Below are 14,940 nucleotides of genomic sequence, written 5' to 3' on the forward strand. Positions count from 1 at the left end.
TAAAACATCGATTAGGATTATAGTGGTCTGATGTCCTAAACTTCACTCGTTGATGAAGCCGCGACTGCGGCTGATATTTTTGAGTCACTTTTTAGGGATTGGATCTATGAGCTACCAACAAGAAATCCAGACAGCGGCAGACATTGTTTCTACCAATGGCGACAGCTGGAAAGACATTAATCCTGAGCATGCTGCACGCATGCGTCTTCAGAACCGCTTCCAGACCGGCTTGGATATTGCCCGCTACACTGCTGCAATCATGCGTAAGGATATGGCGGAGTACGACGGTGATACGTCTCAGTACACTCAGTCATTGGGCTGCTGGCACGGCTTTATCGGTCAGCAAAAGCTGATCGCTATCAAGAAGCACTTCGGGGATACCAACAAACGCTACCTCTACCTGTCGGGTTGGATGATCGCGGCTTTGCGCAGTGAGTTTGGTCCTCTACCTGACCAATCCATGCACGAGAAAACATCTGTTTCCGGCCTCATTGAAGAGCTGTACACCTTCCTTCGCCAGGCGGATGCCCGCGAGCTGGGTGGGCTGTTTCGAGAGCTGGATGCGGCGCGTAAAGCGGGTGACGAAGTTGCCGCAAAAGCGATCGAAAACAAGGTAGATAACTTTCAGACTCACGTTGTGCCCATCATTGCGGACATCGACGCGGGCTTCGGTAACGCGGAGGCGACCTATCTCTTGGCCAAGAAAATGATCGAGGCGGGCGCTTGCGCTATTCAGATCGAAAATCAGGTGTCCGACGAGAAGCAGTGTGGCCACCAGGACGGAAAGGTTACCGTTCCTCATGAAGACTTCCTCGCCAAGATTCGCGCGGTACGCTACGCATTCCTTGAGTTGGGTGTAAACGACGGCGTTATCGTCGCTAGAACCGATTCACTGGGCGCAGGCCTGACCAAGCAAATCGCCGTGACGCATACCCCGGGCGATTTGGGCGACCAGTACAATAGCTTTCTTGACTGCGATGAAATTGAAGCTTCGGAGCTGGCCAGCGGTGACGTGGTTATCAACCGTGGCGGAAAACTACTCCGTCCCAAGCGCCTGCCATCTAACCTTTACCAGTTCCGTAAGGACACGGGTGTCGAGCGAGTGGTACTGGACTGCATCACTTCTTTGCAAAACGGCGCTGATTTGCTGTGGATTGAAACTGAGAAGCCGCACGTTGGTCAGATCGCAGAGATGGTTAACACCATTCGCGAAACAGTGCCTAGTGCAAAACTCGTCTACAACAACTCTCCGTCCTTTAATTGGACCCTGAACTTCCGACAGCAAGTGTTTGATGCCTGGAGTGAAGCGGGGCAGGACGTATCAGCCTATGATCGCGACAAGCTCATGGCGGTGGACTACGACAGCACAGATCTGGCTCTGGAAGCTGATGAGCGTATCCGCACGTTCCAAGCCGACGCGGCTCGCGAAGCGGGTATCTTCCATCACTTGATCACTTTGCCCACTTACCACACCGCGGCCTTGTCGACGGACAACTTGGCGAAGGAATACTTCGGCGAGGCGGGCATGCTGGGCTACGTCAAAGGGGTACAGCGTCAGGAGATCCGTCAGGGTATTGCTTGTGTGAAGCACCAGAACATGGCGGGTTCCGACATGGGTGATGATCACAAAGAGTACTTTGCTGGTGATGCAGCCCTTAAAGCAGCGGGTGAAGACAATACGATGAACCAGTTCGGCTAACACCGACGGTTTTTAATCAGAGCCCGGCTAGCGATAGTCGGGCTTTTTTTTGCTCCGTGTTTTGGTTTTAAGTTTCTGCGCTAGACTGGCGTGCCTGATTTGCGACTATCAGTGTATTTGGGCATTTCAAGCTTTCAGCTGTAATAGATTGGAGGAGTGGCGAGTGACTATTTTCAGTTTGAGGACCTCGGGTAAGCACATCGGGAGCGTGGCTCTTGGCGCACTCTCATTGCTGTTCGCATTGGCTTACTCCTTGGCGAGCACTGCCGATGAATGCGACGGTTTTGGCGCCGATGATTATCTCTGCGGAATTCCCAGCGCCGAGGATCTTGTCCAGGTGCCAGAGTCGCACTGGATTATCGCCAGCGGTTTTGCCCTGCCGCCTGCGCTCAGCCTGATTGATTCCCGAAACAAAGCGTGGGAACCCTTGTACTCCAAGATGCAGAGCCGAGCGGACCATGACGAAGAACGCTTTGCAGAGTGCCCTGGCGCACCTGAGCTCACTACACTCGTTACTCATGGGTTAGACATCATCAGCGAAGGGAACGGCCACTCCACCCTGTACGCGGTGGGGCATGGAGGTAGAGAGGCGATCGAGGTTTTCGATGTTTACATGGCGGGGCCTGACTCTACGCCAGCGCTAACCTGGATAGGCTGTGTTTTAACGCCTGAGGGGCTTGAGGCGAATAGTGTTGCAGCACTGCGCGACGGCAGTTTACTGGCAACAGTCCCTTTGGAAGAGGGGCAAACCTTCGCAGCGGCGATGCAGGGCACGGTCACGGGCGCCGCCTATCACTGGTCAGCTCAAGAGGGCAGCTGGAATCGTCTCGACATTACTGAGCAACCTTACGCTAATGGCATCGCTGTCTCGGCTGATGAGTCTGAGGTTTATATAGCGTCATCGGGTTTGGCGAATGTTACGGCCTACAAGTTCGGTGAGACGATGGATGCGATGTGGAGTACAGCGACGCTCCCTGTGATTCCCGATAATCTTCATCGCGATAGCGCAGGTCGGCTCATTACGGCGGGGATGGTTCTCGAGTACCCGGCCTGTAACCCCTACAACGAGCAAGGCCAGGTAGAGCTTGCACTCTTTGCCAGCTGCCCGCGACCTTACAAAGTGTTATCGCTGGATCCCGATTCGCAGGTAGTGAGCGTTGTAGCATCCAATACGGCAAGCCCCGTTTTTAGCAATGTCACCATGGCTGTCGTTGTCGATGGCACGCTATGGGTGGGTACTTTTGGCGGTGACCGAGTGGCCTATCGAAACGTTGGTGAGGCCATGAAATAGCGGCTTAAGGTCGCGATTTTATTGGGTATTTTGGGCTTTAATGAGGTCCCTTTTTTCATTGACTTGAGGGTGACTGGGCTGTACCTTGCTCGCAGCTAAAAGTAAGTCTCGTGTTTATGTTCTTCGTTGCGTGTTCTCTCAGTAGTTCGTCGTCCTGCAGGTTCTAACAAAAGTCTTTTTGCGGCTATTACCGCCTCTCACTGCGGTTGCTCATAAGGAGCGACACTGGTGATGCAGCATTAATTTATTATCTACAGGAAAATGACGTTATGTCCGAAACAGTTACTGGTACCGTGAAGTGGTTCAATGAGTCTAAGGGCTTCGGTTTTATCGAGCAGAAGAGCGGCCCAGATGTATTCGCGCACTTCAGTGCTATCACTGGATCTGGATTCAAGACTCTGGCCGAAGGTCAGGCAGTTGAGTTCACTATTACACAGGGCCAGAAAGGTCCTCAAGCCGAGAACATTGTCGCCGTATAAAGCGCAATTTTATCGGAAGAGGCAAGCCAGAAATGGCTTGCCTTTTTTTGTGCCTGCGAGAAAGTCTGCATTAGGAGTTTTACTGTTTTAGGAGGGTTACATGCGTTGGGATGACATCGATTTACAGGTCTGCTCTGTAGCCAGAGCCTTGTCAGTAGTGGGTGAGCGTTGGACTTTGCTCATTTTACGAGACGCCTTTTTTGGAACTCGACGGTTTGATCAGTTTCAATCAAACCTCGGAATCACTCGGCACAGACTTTCTGAGCGCCTTGGCAAGCTCGTCGATCAAGGTGTTTTAACCCGGGTCCAATACAGTGAGAAGCCACCGCGACACGAGTATCGTCTCACGCGAAAAGGGCTTGGGCTTTATCCAGTTTTGATGATGCTGGGTCGCTGGGGGGACGAATGGATGGATCGTGGCGACGGTGCGCCCGTGGAATATTTTCATCAGCGCTGCGGTCAAAAAACTCGGCCTGTGATGACCTGTAGTGAGTGCCATGAAGACCTTCGTCCTCAACATGTCACCCCGATGGTCGGGCCCGCTTTGGCGAAACACGTAAAAGGGGTGCGGGTTGGAGAAACATCGTTACCATCGTTTCCTCACCTTGAGCGGGAAGGGAGTGATGAGAGTGACGAGAGTGATCAGCTGTTGCAAAGCTAAGCACAGCGACGGCTTCGGTGAATAGCGTCCAGTGCGAGAGCAGACGTTCAGGGGGCTAACTAGAGTAATTTGCCCGCTCATGCGCTAGCATTAGGTACAAATCAAAGCGTTAAGATATTGAAGGAGAATTACGATGGGTGAAGCAGCAGCTGGCCTGGTAATGAATCAGGGCGATACGGTCACTATGAATGAAGTGCTCGATGACGTCGCGGCAGAACGCTTGAAGCGCAAGCAACGTCTTGCAGCATCATTGCGTATTTTTGGTAGATTCGGTTTTGATGAGGGCGTAGCGGGGCACATCACCGTTCGTGATCCGGAGCACTCGGATCATTTTTGGGTAAACCCCATGGGGCGCTCTTTTAAGCAAATGCGCGTGAGTGATCTTTTGAAAGTCGATCATTCGGGCAACGTGGTAGAGGGCGAGGGCCTGCTTAACGGCGCGGCGTTTGCAATCCACTCACGGATACATATGAACCATCCGGAGATTACCGCAGCTGCGCACTCGCATTCAGTCTACGGGAAGTCCTGGTCGAGTCTGGGCCGCAAACTGGACCCTCTTACGCAAGACTCCTGTTCGTTTTACGGAAGTCATGAAGTGTTTGAAGATTTTACGGGCGTGGTGTTGGATACTTCCGAAGGTGATCGTATTGCAGAGGCTCTGGGCGACAACAAAGCCGTGATTCTCCAGAACCACGGCCTTTTGACTGTGGGCGAAAGTGTCGACGAAGCCTGCTGGTGGTTCGTCGCGATGGAGCGAAGCTGCCAGGCGCAGCTTATGGCTGAAGCCGCGGGAACACCTAAGCTAATACCTCATGATGTGGCGGCGAGCACAGCAGAGCAGGTGGGATCCCACCTGGCAGGCTGGTTTAGCTTTCAGCCTCTCTACGATGTGATCGTAGCTGAGCAGCCTGAGTTGCTGGACTAGGTAATCTGCCTAGAGTACGTCTTCCCGAAGCCCGGCCTAGTGCCGGGCTTTTTCGTTTCTGGGTGTTCAGGTAAAAATAGTCTGCGCTGGCGTACAATAGGTCAACTTTCGAACGAGGTTTTGCCGTGGAATTTTCGCAGATCGGGCTTGTGCCGCGCATAGTAGCCGGGGTTGTTGCTGGAGCGGTTGTAGGGATGCTGTTTCCCTCACTGGCAACGGAGCTAGGCTTGCTGGGACAGCTTTTTGTGGCGATGCTCAAGGCTGTGGCCCCACTGTTGGTGATGCTCTTGGTGATGTCTGCAATTGCGAATCGTCACGAGAGATCGGCGGACTCCCGTCGTATTTTCGTCACGCTGATTTTGTACTTTGTAGGCACCATGAGCGCAGCGCTCGTGGCACTACTGTTGTCTACCGTGTTTCCACAAACCCTGAGTTTGAGTGGCGCCGCGGACGGTGCCCCCCCCGCGGCGGTGGCAAATGTCCTTCGGGATGTTTTGTTTAAACTGGTCGATAACCCTGTTAATGCTCTTTTGACAGGCAACTTTTTGGGCTGCCTCAGCTGGGCTATATTGCTAGGGCTAAGTTTCCGTCGTGCTTCGGATGCGTTTCGGCAAAATCTACAGACGCTGGCTGATGGTGTTGCGGACATTGTTCGCTACGTTATTGCTCTTGCGCCTATCGGAATCTTTGGTCTTGTTTGTCTTACCGTGGCGACCACCGGCGTTGAAGTGTTAGCCGATTACTTGAGTATCGCCGGACTTCTGGTTGCGGCCATGTTGATAGTGGCACTGCTGGTGAACCCCCTTTATGTCTGGCTGTTAACGAGGAAAAACCCTTATCCGATCGTCTTTCGTTGCCTTGAAGAATCGGGTGTTACGGCATTTTTTACCCGAAGCTCTGCCGCTAACATCCCGGTGAACCTGGCGTTGGCCAAGCGACTCGGTATCAGTGAAGAGCTTTATTCGGTGACTATTCCTGTCGGGGCGACGGTGAATATGGCAGGGGCAGCGATCACAATCACAACGCTTTCTGTCGCCGCCGCGCACACCCTTGGTGTCGAGGTTTCCTTCACTCAAGCGCTGTTGCTTTGCATCGTCGCATCCCTGGCGGCCTGTGGCGCGTCAGGAGTGCCCTCCGGGAGTTTGCTCCTGATACCGCTCGCCTGCGGTTTGTTTGGTATTCCCGTAGACATTGCCATGCAGGTTGTCGCCGTGGGTTTCATCATTAGTGTGATTCAAGATTCTGCCGAGACTGCACTGAATTCGAGCACTGACGTCGTCTACACCTACGCAGCGGAGCATGCTCGCCTCGGAGAGCGTGCAGCTTAATCGCTAGCATTCACGCTCTGAGAGGCCAGTCGGTTACAGATTTGTCGCATACCCTCCAGAAGACGCAGTGTGGGTCTGTGCAGTAAGTCTGGATTGATGACGGCAATATTGCCCTCGCGAACAGCGCGAAGCTGTGGGTACTTGCTCCAGTGCCGTGCTTGGGCGAGGCTTTCCGTAATGATGATGGCGGGATCTTTTACCAGAACTTGCTCCAGGCTCACCAAAGGGGCAAGGCCCGTGATACCTCGCGTGATGCTATAAGCGCCGCAGCGTTCGATGACCTCGTTCAGGAGATGCTCCTTGCCGATGCTTTGCAGAGGCTGATCCCATAACTGCAGAAAAACGCCCGGCGGAACCCCTTGTGTGAGGCTTCTTTCGCCCGCTATTTCACTGAGGTCTTCCTCTAATTGCGTAGCAGCAGCCAATCCCTCCGCTGGATGGCCGGTAAGTGCACTTAAGGCTTCGAGGCTGTCGCCTAGCTCTTCCAGAGAGTGTATCTCGTCCACAAAGTAGGGAAGCCCCAGACGCTCAATGTTAGCGCGCAGACCGGTGGGAGTGCCCGAGCCCCAAAGAATAATCAAATCAGGCTTTAAGGCGACGATACTCTCCAGGCTTATGGAACCCACACCACCGAGCCTTGGAATTGTCTTGGCTGATTCCGGGTAGTCGCTATATTGCACGGCGCCTACAATCGCACTCTGTGCGCCGACGCTGTACAGGTTTTCGACAATGTGCGGTGCGAGCGCAACGACCCGCGTCGCCGGTTCTATAAGCTCCACCCGCCGTCCGTTAGAGTCGGTTGCGAACACCGTAGCCTGCGCTGGCGCCTGGGTTATCAGGCACAGAAGCAGCGCCGTTAAGAGATAAGTCTTAAGTTCTTTCGAATACATTGGCAGCGGGGTCTGGATAGACGAAGGGAAGTACATCGCCGTCACGGACCATGGTTTTCATAGGAAAGCTGAAAAGCTCACTCAGCGAAGCGTCATTCAGTTGTTCTTTGGTTGATCCTATGGAGAGGATTTTTCCAGATTTTAGAAGCATCAGTTTGTCGGCACAGCGACTGAGCAGATTGATATCGTGCATCACCAAAAGTACAGCGCAGCCTCGATCGCGTAAATTTTTAATGATGCGTAGAAAGCTCTCCTGATGTCTGACATCAAGAGCAGAAGTCGGCTCGTCCAGAATGAAGAGTTGGCCGGTGAGGTCTTCCTGCCGATGGTTGGGGAGAAGCTGCGCTAACACCCTGGCGAGCTGGGTGCGCTGTTTCTCGCCACCACTGAGCGACTGGTAGCTGCGGTGCGAAAGCGCGCGGATCTGACAGTTGTCCATCGCCTGCTCAATGACTTTCTCGCCATCGCCACCAAGATCGCCGTGGGGTGTGCGTCCGAGAGCGACGACCTGTCGGACGGTGAAGTCAAACTGTAAGTTCATACTTTGTGGCAGCACTGCCATACGCCTCGCACGTTTTCGAGGTGCAATGAACGCTAGATCTTCGTCGCCAAAGATTACTCTGCCGCTGCTGGGCGAATGCTCACAACAACTAAGCTGCAAAAGACTGCTTTTTCCTGCGCCGTTACTGCCAGCTATCCCAAGGACTTCACCGCTGGTGATTGTGAAGCTGAGATTGTCCAGCACGGTGTTCGCTGCCAAGCGCAGGGAGGCTTGCTTCATTTCAAGGACGGGACCGTTCATGAGATGACAAGCCCCGACTGGTAGCGACGAAGAAGAATCAGAAAGTAGGGGACGCCCAGGAGAGCTGTAACGATGCCCAGCGGGATTTCCCCGGGAGCGAGTAGTGTTCGGGATAAAAGATCTGCAAGCACAAGAACCAGCGCTCCAAGAAGCGTGCAACGCGGGATCAGGGCTTTGTGTTCGGGCCCGCTGTACAGCCTCACCATGTGCGGAACTACCAGTCCTACGAACGCTATTGCGCCGGCTAAGGCCACGGTGACACCCATGCCAGCGGCAATCAGTGATGTCAGTAAGGCTTTGCTTCGAGCGGTGTCATAACCCAGGTGTCCGGCTTCGGCTTCCCCCAGTAAAAACGCATTGAGCACATTGCGTAGGGGCAGAGAGGCGAGAATCACCAGCGTCAGTGCTGAACACGACAAAGCCAGACTCTGGTAGTTTGCACCCGCAAGAGATCCCAGCCGCCAGACTGCAACGCGTCTTAAGGTGCTGTTATCTACGGTCATTTCTAATACGCTGACTAGCGCCCCGGCAAGCGCTGTTATGGCGACGCCTGCGAGTAACAAAGTAGACACAGAGGTCCCTTGGGTAGTGCGCGCAATCTGGTAAACCAGGCCCGTGGCGATAAGCCCGCCCACGAAGGCGCCCACAGAGATGGATAGGTCAGCGCCGGTTCCCGCACCTATGCCTAGTGCTAGCACCAAGGCTCCGCCCAATGAGGCTCCACCGGTAACGCCTATCAATGAAGGGTCAGCGAGGGGGTTTCGGAACATACCTTGAGAGAGTGCGCCGGTGAGGGCTAAGAGTCCGCCAATGACAGCCGCCTGCAATACCCGCGGCAAACGCAGCTGTAGAATGAGCGTTTCATGAAGAGCTTCGCCACTTCCACTCAGTACTGCAAACACTTCGCCAAAACTTAAGGGTATCGCCCCCAGTGTGAGGGCCATGCAGATTGCAACAACGAGTAGCAGCGTTAACGACGGTGGGCTGCCAAGCTTGATGGAGACCATCGGTCAGTAGTCAACGCCGCGACGCGCCATGATGCCTGCGTTATAGGCATGCTTTATATCTTTAACTTCCGAGACCGTATCCATAATCTCTCTAAGGCCTGCGCCGCCGCCGCGACCGGTGACCACTACGCTCTGCTCTGTGGGACGGTTTCGAATTGCGTCCAGAATTTCCTCTTCGCCCAGGTAATCAAAGGAGAGCATGTAGGTCAGTTCATCCAGAACAACCAAATCAAGGCTGGGGTCTTGCAGCATCGCCCGCGCTTTCTCCCAAGTTGTGCGCGCTGCTGCGATATCGGAGCTGCGGTCTCGCGTGTCCCAAGTGAATCCCGTTCCCATTTGATAGAAGGCGATCTCGGGGCAGTGATCACGGACATAGATTTCTTCACCGGATAGCTGTTGTCCTTTAATGAACTGCACGATGCCGATTTTGTGGCCATACCCTAAGGCGCGTAGCACCATGCCAAAAGCAGAGCTGGTTTTACCTTTACCGTTTCCGGTAAGCAGAATCCCGACGCCACGCTCAATGTCTGCGGCGGCGATGGAAGCATCAACGGACTCTTTCTGCTTCTCCATTGCTGCTTTGTGACGGGCTTCCTTCTTGTCATCAGAACTCATAACGCACTCCTGCGTAGGCTGCCTGGCCTGCGGTATTGTAGGTCGGTGTTTCTATGTAGTCTTCGTCCAGAGCATTTTCAAGACGGGCGTAGATCGTAAAACCTCTGAGTAGGTCGAGGCTAGCGTTTACATCCATCAGTACATAGTCATCCAGGGAATTACCGAGGGTATCAACGGCGTCTGTTGAGGAGCGTAAGTTAACGCCGAGGCGTAATTTCGATGTGGGGTCACTATAGGCGAGGCCTATGTTGGCAAGGTGCTCTGGTCGGAATGCGCGTTGTTGGCCATCGGCTGCCGTGGTCTCGTTCCATGTGTAGTTACCAGATAGTCGGAAACCCAGAGCCAGCGGTAACTCCGCAATCAGCTCAATGCCTGTGGAGTCCGAGAGTCCCGCGTCTTGTATGTATCCGGAGAACGCGATGAGATCAAAAGTAATGAGGTCGTCGATCTCCTGATCGAACCAGGTCGCTTCCAGATAAGTGCCGGACTCAGACGCCCAGGCAATTCCGACGTCGTAACCCTGGCTGGTCTCCTCTGTGAGAACAGTGTCAGACGCGGGTGGCGACGCAAAAGGTCCATTGTTGTAGCTGATTTCGTAGAGGCTGGGAGCGCGAAATCCTGTTCCATAGGCGCCCTTCAATTTGAGCTCTCCCCCCGCCATTGTGGTTGTCCAAGCGCCGCTGAGCCGATAACTGAGGTAGTCACCGAAATCATCATTATCGTCATAGCGCAAACCGGCGGTTACGCTTAGCTGATCGTTAAAGTGGCCCTGATATTCGCCATAGACACCGGTTTGATCTCTGGAGCGGTCAAAGCTACCGTCATCAATGGACTCTTTCTCGCGATCTACGCCATAAACCAGCGATAAGCCATCGGACTTAAGCCACTGCCCGACGTAGCTCAAACGCTCCAGCGATCCGCTGGCTTGAAAGAACGAGGCACCCTCGGCGAAGAAGTCTCGATCAGTCGTGTTTTCACTGTAGGCCAGCTCGTGGGTGAACTGCTCCTGGGTAAGCGAGGCAGAGAGCCTCCAACTGTTTTGTTCAAAGCTATCTTCGCAGGCATTGGTGGGTAGAAAAGCGCTGTTGAAACACCCATCGAAGGCATTTTCACCTTCCACTTGCCGAACCACACCCTCAATACGAAGCTGGTCACTCAGATTCCATCCGCCCCGCGCGTGAAGGGTTTGGTTTTCGTAGCCATCATCATCTCTCAGGTCCGTATCCGTGTTCCGGGCATTGAATCCATCGGTAGAAAAGTCAGCGCCGCTCATCAGGAAATCACCCGCCTCGAAGGTGCCACCGATTCGACCGCTCAATTGCTGCGTACCATAGCGACCCTGTTCGATGGCGACTCCACCGCCCAGGCCTTCGTCGGGTGTGGCTGTGCGGATGTTGATTACACCGCCCGCGTCAGCGCCATAAGTAAGACCTTGGGGGCCTCGTAAAATCTCTACTCTCGATATACCGGTGGTCAGTAATTGCTCGAGACGCGGGCTGACTTGCGGGCTCGAAGTGTCGCTGATATCTATACCGTCGATTATGACCAGAGTCCGGTAGCCTTCTTCGCCGCGAATACGCAGGCTGGTGGCCTTGCCCGCGCCGCCGTTGTTTGTTGCTGCGACGGAGGCTTGCGTACGAAGCAGGTCCGGTAAGCTTAAAAAGCCGCGTTGTATGATCTCTTCTTCGGATAAAACGGTTACGGAAGTCCCGACCTCCCTAAGGGGTGTAGGTACGCGGGATGAGCTAATCACAACTTCTTCTAAGGGGTTTTGTGCAGTAACGGTCATAGCGGTTGCAAAGAGTCCGCAAGCCAGGAGCGCTTTACGGGGCGTATTAACAAGCGCTTTAGGCGCGGCTGTACTGTTTTTACTGCGCGCGTTACTTCGTGTGTTGCTGTGCATGGGTGTTTCCTCAATTGCCAAAAAGGGCGATTGAGGGAGGGGATCAAGGAAACGAAACACCGCCTGTGCCCGAGGGGCTCTCAAATACGGGAGAGTGCTCTCGGCAAGGACTGTATTCAGCGACCCTTAATGAAGCCCTCCGCTCCATCGGTGCTCTTGCCAGGGCAGGTATCGGGCTCGTAGTGTTTTGACACACTACCTACCGTTGCGGGGGCAGCTCAGGCTTGTACCAATAGAGCGATAAGCTCTTTTAGGTTTTGTACCTGCTTCCCTTTTAACCTGACCCGATACGTGTGTATCGACAGGCACCCAAGGCGAGCGGGAGAGTAGGCTTCTGTCCTAGTATTGTCAAACAATCATAGGTCAGGGTCTGTCGAGGGCTCCGGTAAGCACAATGGCAGACGCTGCTCCTTAAGGCTGTGATGAACGGGCCACAAAAGGTATCGTTGCGCCATGCAAGCAAACGAATTTAAAGACACGATTGATGGGGCGATGCTCGCGGTTATTGAGGCCCGCCTCGGTCGACCTGCTCGCGGCTTGAGGGCCGTGGCCGTCGCAGACGCAGACGGGGGGCCAGCGGTTATTCGCGTCGCCTCCGTGGTCGACGGCAAACCCTTTCCTACATTGTTCTGGTTGATCGAGCCGGCATTGAATCTGCGGATTGACAGAGAAGAGGCTACCGGCCTAATTGCCAGATTTCAGTCCGAAATTGATAGTGACGAGGCACTTAAGCGGTCCATGAGTGATGATCATCACAGGCATATTCAGCTCCGGGAAACTTACTTACAACAGGAAGAGCGGGAGCTACTGGAGAGCAGGGGGCAATGGGCCGCGTTGGCGGAGCGAGGGATTGGCGGTATAGCGGACTTTACGCGGATTCGATGCCTCCATACCTGGTATGCGGCGCATCTCGTGGAGCCCAATACGGTAGGTCGCCTGCTGGATACTTACTGGAACGAATCTGAAGCGGCTTAGGAAAATAGCGCAAAGCCGCAGTTAGTCGGTTGATTAAAGAACCGGGCGCGGAGTTTTGACGTAGGTTGAGCATGTCTCGTAATCCACATAAAAATCCTAACCCGCAGGGCAAAGGCCTTGTGCCTGTGCTCGCACACTGGGATGAGACCCGTCCCGCCACCGTGAGCGCGAAGGCGCCTGCCGAGCTACTCTTTGACTGGTTTGCATCAGTGCTTGTGCTGTCTGCAAAATTTCAGTTCAAGCCTGCCTTTGGCCAGCTTTACTATCTCTACGCAAACGGCGGAGAGTGGCAGTTATCTCTGGTGGGGCCTACAGAGTGGGGTGATCGTGACATGGGAGACTGCCTGGGCACCTGTGGACTAAACGGAGATATGACCTGGTCCATCACTCCCGATGAAGGCATAGCGGATAACGCGCGGCTCCAGGAAGCATTGAGCACTCTGGTCGACTCATTTCTGCGCGGTCTGGAGAGCGACGATGCATTGGACGACCACTTGCCGGGGTATCGTCGGGACTTGCCGTATTATCAGCGAATGCTTGCCACAGGACTGGGCGCTTCCTTACGAGGTTCGGCCGCCGCTGCGAACACACTGCAATCGCCGTTACGAGTGATGTTGCAAGATGCAGGCGCAGAGTTCTCGCAGCGCCTGCTCCACTCAGAGTAGCTGTATCCTGCGCTCGAGCATCAGCGTAATTGTGCTTCCAGAAACGAGCGCACATCCTTTAACAGATCAACTCGCGCGTCTTCATTGACATACATCATGTGGCCACCGCCGTAGTATCGATAGTCCACGCGATCTGGCGTGATACCGTAGCGGTTGAGAGTGTATTCCGCGTCAAAGAACGGCGTCACGAGATCGTAGTACCCAGAAGCAACCAGCACCTTGAGTCCAGGATTTGCTTCCAGCGCGCTAACCAGATTGTGTGATGTGTTTACCCAATGGGGTTCCCAGGCGGACTCGCGCCCGTTGGGGTTCCAGTTCCACTCGTCACTTAGTTTTGGATCGGAGGGTGATAGATAGCTTCGATCCCAATCTACGCCCAAGTCGCTTTGTACATAGCTCATCATTGCAGCCTTGTACGCACCGCCGATGGCGTTGCTCGCGGCATCGAATTCAGCGCGGGCTGTTAAATCGTCCACGGGATCTCCGACGTACCGGCCGTCAAGGCTTCCCACTATTTTTCCTTCGTCGCGCAAGAGCTCTTTAGCAAAGCGGTTTCCCCGTACTCGCAGATTGGCACGGTCCACGTAGTCAGGTGTCAGTCCTGTGAGTCTGGCGAGTTCATCGCGCACCTTCGATCGCGTATCCGCATCAAGAGTGTTGCCCTTAAATAGTGCCGGCAGAAGCTCGTCTACCGCGAACTCGCGCGCACTTTGCACCCACTCTTCGAGGCTTGCACCTTGTGCATCGACCCGCTGGTGGTAGTACGCAGTGGCGGCCATCGTCGGAACGTAGGTGATGTGCGATATCAGGTTGTCCGCGACATAAGGGGTTGACCCTGCATAGTCCAAAGCCTGGGAGATGAAGACGATCCCGTTTAGCGCCACGCTATGCTCATTCTCAAGAATGTCAGCGACGAGAGCTGCCCGGGTAGTGCCATAACTCTCGCCCATGAGGAACTTAGCTGAATTCCAGCGTTGATTATCGCTCAGCCATTGACGGATAAATGCGGCGACTGATTCCGCATCTTCAGTGAGCCCCCAGAACTCCTTGCCCTCATGATCGCCCAAGGTTCGAGAATATCCGGTGCCTACCGGGTCGATGAAAACCAGGTCCGTAACATCAAGAATGGTTTCGCTGGAATCTACCAGCGGGTAGGGCGGTGCACCAGCGTGCCCTGCGTCCGAAGGCACAACCACGCGTTTAGGGCCAAAGGTACCCATGTGTAACCACAGCGATGCGCTGCCCGGTCCACCGTTCCAAACAAAGGTTACGGGGCGATTTTTGCCGTCATTGATGGCGACGTAGTCAAAGCTGAAAATTGCGGCAGTTGGTTCGCCGTCTATATCTTGCAGGTAAGTTTCACCTGCTCGAGCCCGATAGCGGAGCTTCTGACCGTTAAAAGTACCACTATGCTCCGAAACGAATTCGGTAGCAGCGGGGATGGCGGGAGTTTTAGCGGGCGTGTCTTCCGTGCTATCTGCGCTGTAGCTCGGCGCCGCGTGTAGCGCGAGGGCAAAAAAAACGCCGGTAAAGGCTGAACGTGCGGTCTGCATCTTCATCTCCGGTGGCTGATTCCACGTATTAAGAACAGAGAATAACAATTACCCAAGACAGTTGCAGATGGTCAGCGCAGTTCGAAAGCACCGTCTTCTGAAAGCTCTTCCCCGTATGGGTTTCATAGGGTTATTCCTGGTCGAACC

Annotated in this window: 14 protein-coding genes and 1 riboswitch; of the genes, 8 read left to right on the plus strand and 6 right to left on the minus strand. The window is 54.3% G+C overall.

Translation table 11 applies throughout. From position 1 onward, the window contains the following. The first annotated feature begins 106 nt into the window (after positions 1 to 106). From AB8B76_RS02505 to sstT, 6 genes are all read left to right on the plus strand, one after another. The gene (locus tag AB8B76_RS02505) at positions 107 to 1,699 is read left to right on the plus strand and encodes an isocitrate lyase (RefSeq protein ID WP_405269810.1); all 1,593 of its coding nucleotides are present in this window, start codon (positions 107 to 109) and stop codon (positions 1,697 to 1,699) included. A 163-nt stretch (positions 1,700 to 1,862) separates the two neighbouring features. Continuing rightward, positions 1,863 to 2,990, plus strand: coding sequence for a hypothetical protein (locus tag AB8B76_RS02510; RefSeq protein ID WP_405269813.1), 1,128 nt, complete (start codon positions 1,863 to 1,865; stop codon positions 2,988 to 2,990). Positions 2,991 to 3,259: 269 nt separating this feature from the next. After that, positions 3,260 to 3,469, plus strand: a complete 210-nt coding sequence (locus tag AB8B76_RS02515) for a cold-shock protein (RefSeq protein WP_009022001.1) — start codon at positions 3,260 to 3,262, stop codon at positions 3,467 to 3,469. A 100-nt stretch (positions 3,470 to 3,569) separates the two neighbouring features. Beyond that, positions 3,570 to 4,130 (plus strand): winged helix-turn-helix transcriptional regulator, encoded by a 561-nt coding sequence (locus AB8B76_RS02520; RefSeq protein WP_405269817.1) that lies wholly within the window; start codon positions 3,570 to 3,572, stop codon positions 4,128 to 4,130. A 133-nt stretch (positions 4,131 to 4,263) separates the two neighbouring features. Next, the gene (locus AB8B76_RS02525) at positions 4,264 to 5,055 is read left to right on the plus strand and encodes a class II aldolase/adducin family protein (protein ID WP_405269820.1); all 792 of its coding nucleotides are present in this window, start codon (positions 4,264 to 4,266) and stop codon (positions 5,053 to 5,055) included. A 125-nt stretch (positions 5,056 to 5,180) separates the two neighbouring features. Continuing rightward, on the plus strand, positions 5,181 to 6,383 hold the full coding sequence (gene sstT, locus AB8B76_RS02530) for a serine/threonine transporter SstT (RefSeq protein WP_405269822.1): 1,203 nt from the start codon (positions 5,181 to 5,183) through the stop codon (positions 6,381 to 6,383). On the opposite strand, the gene AB8B76_RS02535 is transcribed toward sstT, so the two are convergent. The 5 genes from AB8B76_RS02535 to AB8B76_RS02555 are packed head-to-tail and all read right to left on the minus strand — an operon-like array spanning position 6,380 to position 11,600. Next, complete coding sequence (locus AB8B76_RS02535; RefSeq protein ID WP_405269825.1) at positions 6,380 to 7,273, minus strand: helical backbone metal receptor; 894 nt, start codon at positions 7,271 to 7,273, stop codon at positions 6,380 to 6,382. The genes sstT and AB8B76_RS02535 overlap by 4 nt on opposite strands. Then, complete coding sequence (locus tag AB8B76_RS02540; RefSeq protein ID WP_405269828.1) at positions 7,254 to 8,075, minus strand: heme ABC transporter ATP-binding protein; 822 nt, start codon at positions 8,073 to 8,075, stop codon at positions 7,254 to 7,256. Before AB8B76_RS02540 ends, AB8B76_RS02535 begins: the two co-directional genes overlap by 20 nt. Beyond that, positions 8,072 to 9,082, minus strand: coding sequence for a FecCD family ABC transporter permease (locus AB8B76_RS02545; RefSeq protein WP_405269830.1), 1,011 nt, complete (start codon positions 9,080 to 9,082; stop codon positions 8,072 to 8,074). Before AB8B76_RS02545 ends, AB8B76_RS02540 begins: the two co-directional genes overlap by 4 nt. 3 nt (positions 9,083 to 9,085) lie before the next feature. Further along, complete coding sequence (gene cobO / locus AB8B76_RS02550; RefSeq protein ID WP_405269833.1) at positions 9,086 to 9,697, minus strand: cob(I)yrinic acid a,c-diamide adenosyltransferase; 612 nt, start codon at positions 9,695 to 9,697, stop codon at positions 9,086 to 9,088. Next, positions 9,687 to 11,600: a TonB-dependent receptor plug domain-containing protein gene (locus AB8B76_RS02555; protein WP_405269836.1), complete on the minus strand. Its 1,914-nt coding sequence runs from the start codon at positions 11,598 to 11,600 to the stop codon at positions 9,687 to 9,689. The genes cobO and AB8B76_RS02555 overlap by 11 nt, the downstream gene beginning before the upstream one ends. Before the next feature lie 145 nt (positions 11,601 to 11,745). Next, a riboswitch (cobalamin riboswitch) is annotated at positions 11,746 to 11,928 on the minus strand. A 125-nt stretch (positions 11,929 to 12,053) separates the two neighbouring features. On the opposite strand from AB8B76_RS02555, the gene AB8B76_RS02560 reads away from it, so the two are divergent. Both AB8B76_RS02560 and AB8B76_RS02565 read left to right on the plus strand, forming a co-directional pair. Then, positions 12,054 to 12,575: a DUF501 domain-containing protein gene (locus tag AB8B76_RS02560; protein ID WP_405269839.1), complete on the plus strand. Its 522-nt coding sequence runs from the start codon at positions 12,054 to 12,056 to the stop codon at positions 12,573 to 12,575. 71 nt (positions 12,576 to 12,646) lie between these two features. Beyond that, positions 12,647 to 13,240: a hypothetical protein gene (locus AB8B76_RS02565; protein ID WP_405269842.1), complete on the plus strand. Its 594-nt coding sequence runs from the start codon at positions 12,647 to 12,649 to the stop codon at positions 13,238 to 13,240. A gap of 20 nt (positions 13,241 to 13,260) precedes the next feature. On the opposite strand, the gene AB8B76_RS02570 is transcribed toward AB8B76_RS02565, so the two are convergent. Further along, the gene (locus AB8B76_RS02570) at positions 13,261 to 14,793 is read right to left on the minus strand and encodes a S10 family peptidase (protein ID WP_405269844.1); all 1,533 of its coding nucleotides are present in this window, start codon (positions 14,791 to 14,793) and stop codon (positions 13,261 to 13,263) included. Positions 14,794 to 14,940: the final 147 nt, after the last annotated feature.

Source organism: Congregibacter sp. (genome assembly GCF_045107095.1).
In the GTDB taxonomy this organism is placed as follows: Bacteria; Pseudomonadota; Gammaproteobacteria; order Pseudomonadales; family Halieaceae; genus Congregibacter.

Coding starts and splice junctions, on each gene's coding strand:
- AB8B76_RS02515 (WP_009022001.1), top strand. CDS start 3,260: ATGTCCGAAACAGTTACTGGTACCGTGAAGTGGTTCAATGAGTCTAAG.
- AB8B76_RS02555 (WP_405269836.1), bottom strand. CDS start 11,600: ATGCACAGCAACACACGAAGTAACGCGCGCAGTAAAAACAGTACAGCC.
- AB8B76_RS02570 (WP_405269844.1), bottom strand. CDS start 14,793: ATGCAGACCGCACGTTCAGCCTTTACCGGCGTTTTTTTTGCCCTCGCG.
- AB8B76_RS02540 (WP_405269828.1), bottom strand. CDS start 8,075: ATGAACGGTCCCGTCCTTGAAATGAAGCAAGCCTCCCTGCGCTTGGCA.
- AB8B76_RS02505 (WP_405269810.1), top strand. CDS start 107: ATGAGCTACCAACAAGAAATCCAGACAGCGGCAGACATTGTTTCTACC.
- AB8B76_RS02565 (WP_405269842.1), top strand. CDS start 12,647: ATGTCTCGTAATCCACATAAAAATCCTAACCCGCAGGGCAAAGGCCTT.
- AB8B76_RS02525 (WP_405269820.1), top strand. CDS start 4,264: ATGGGTGAAGCAGCAGCTGGCCTGGTAATGAATCAGGGCGATACGGTC.
- AB8B76_RS02560 (WP_405269839.1), top strand. CDS start 12,054: ATGCAAGCAAACGAATTTAAAGACACGATTGATGGGGCGATGCTCGCG.
- AB8B76_RS02545 (WP_405269830.1), bottom strand. CDS start 9,082: ATGGTCTCCATCAAGCTTGGCAGCCCACCGTCGTTAACGCTGCTACTC.
- AB8B76_RS02535 (WP_405269825.1), bottom strand. CDS start 7,273: ATGTATTCGAAAGAACTTAAGACTTATCTCTTAACGGCGCTGCTTCTG.
- AB8B76_RS02520 (WP_405269817.1), top strand. CDS start 3,570: ATGCGTTGGGATGACATCGATTTACAGGTCTGCTCTGTAGCCAGAGCC.
- cobO (WP_405269833.1), bottom strand. CDS start 9,697: ATGAGTTCTGATGACAAGAAGGAAGCCCGTCACAAAGCAGCAATGGAG.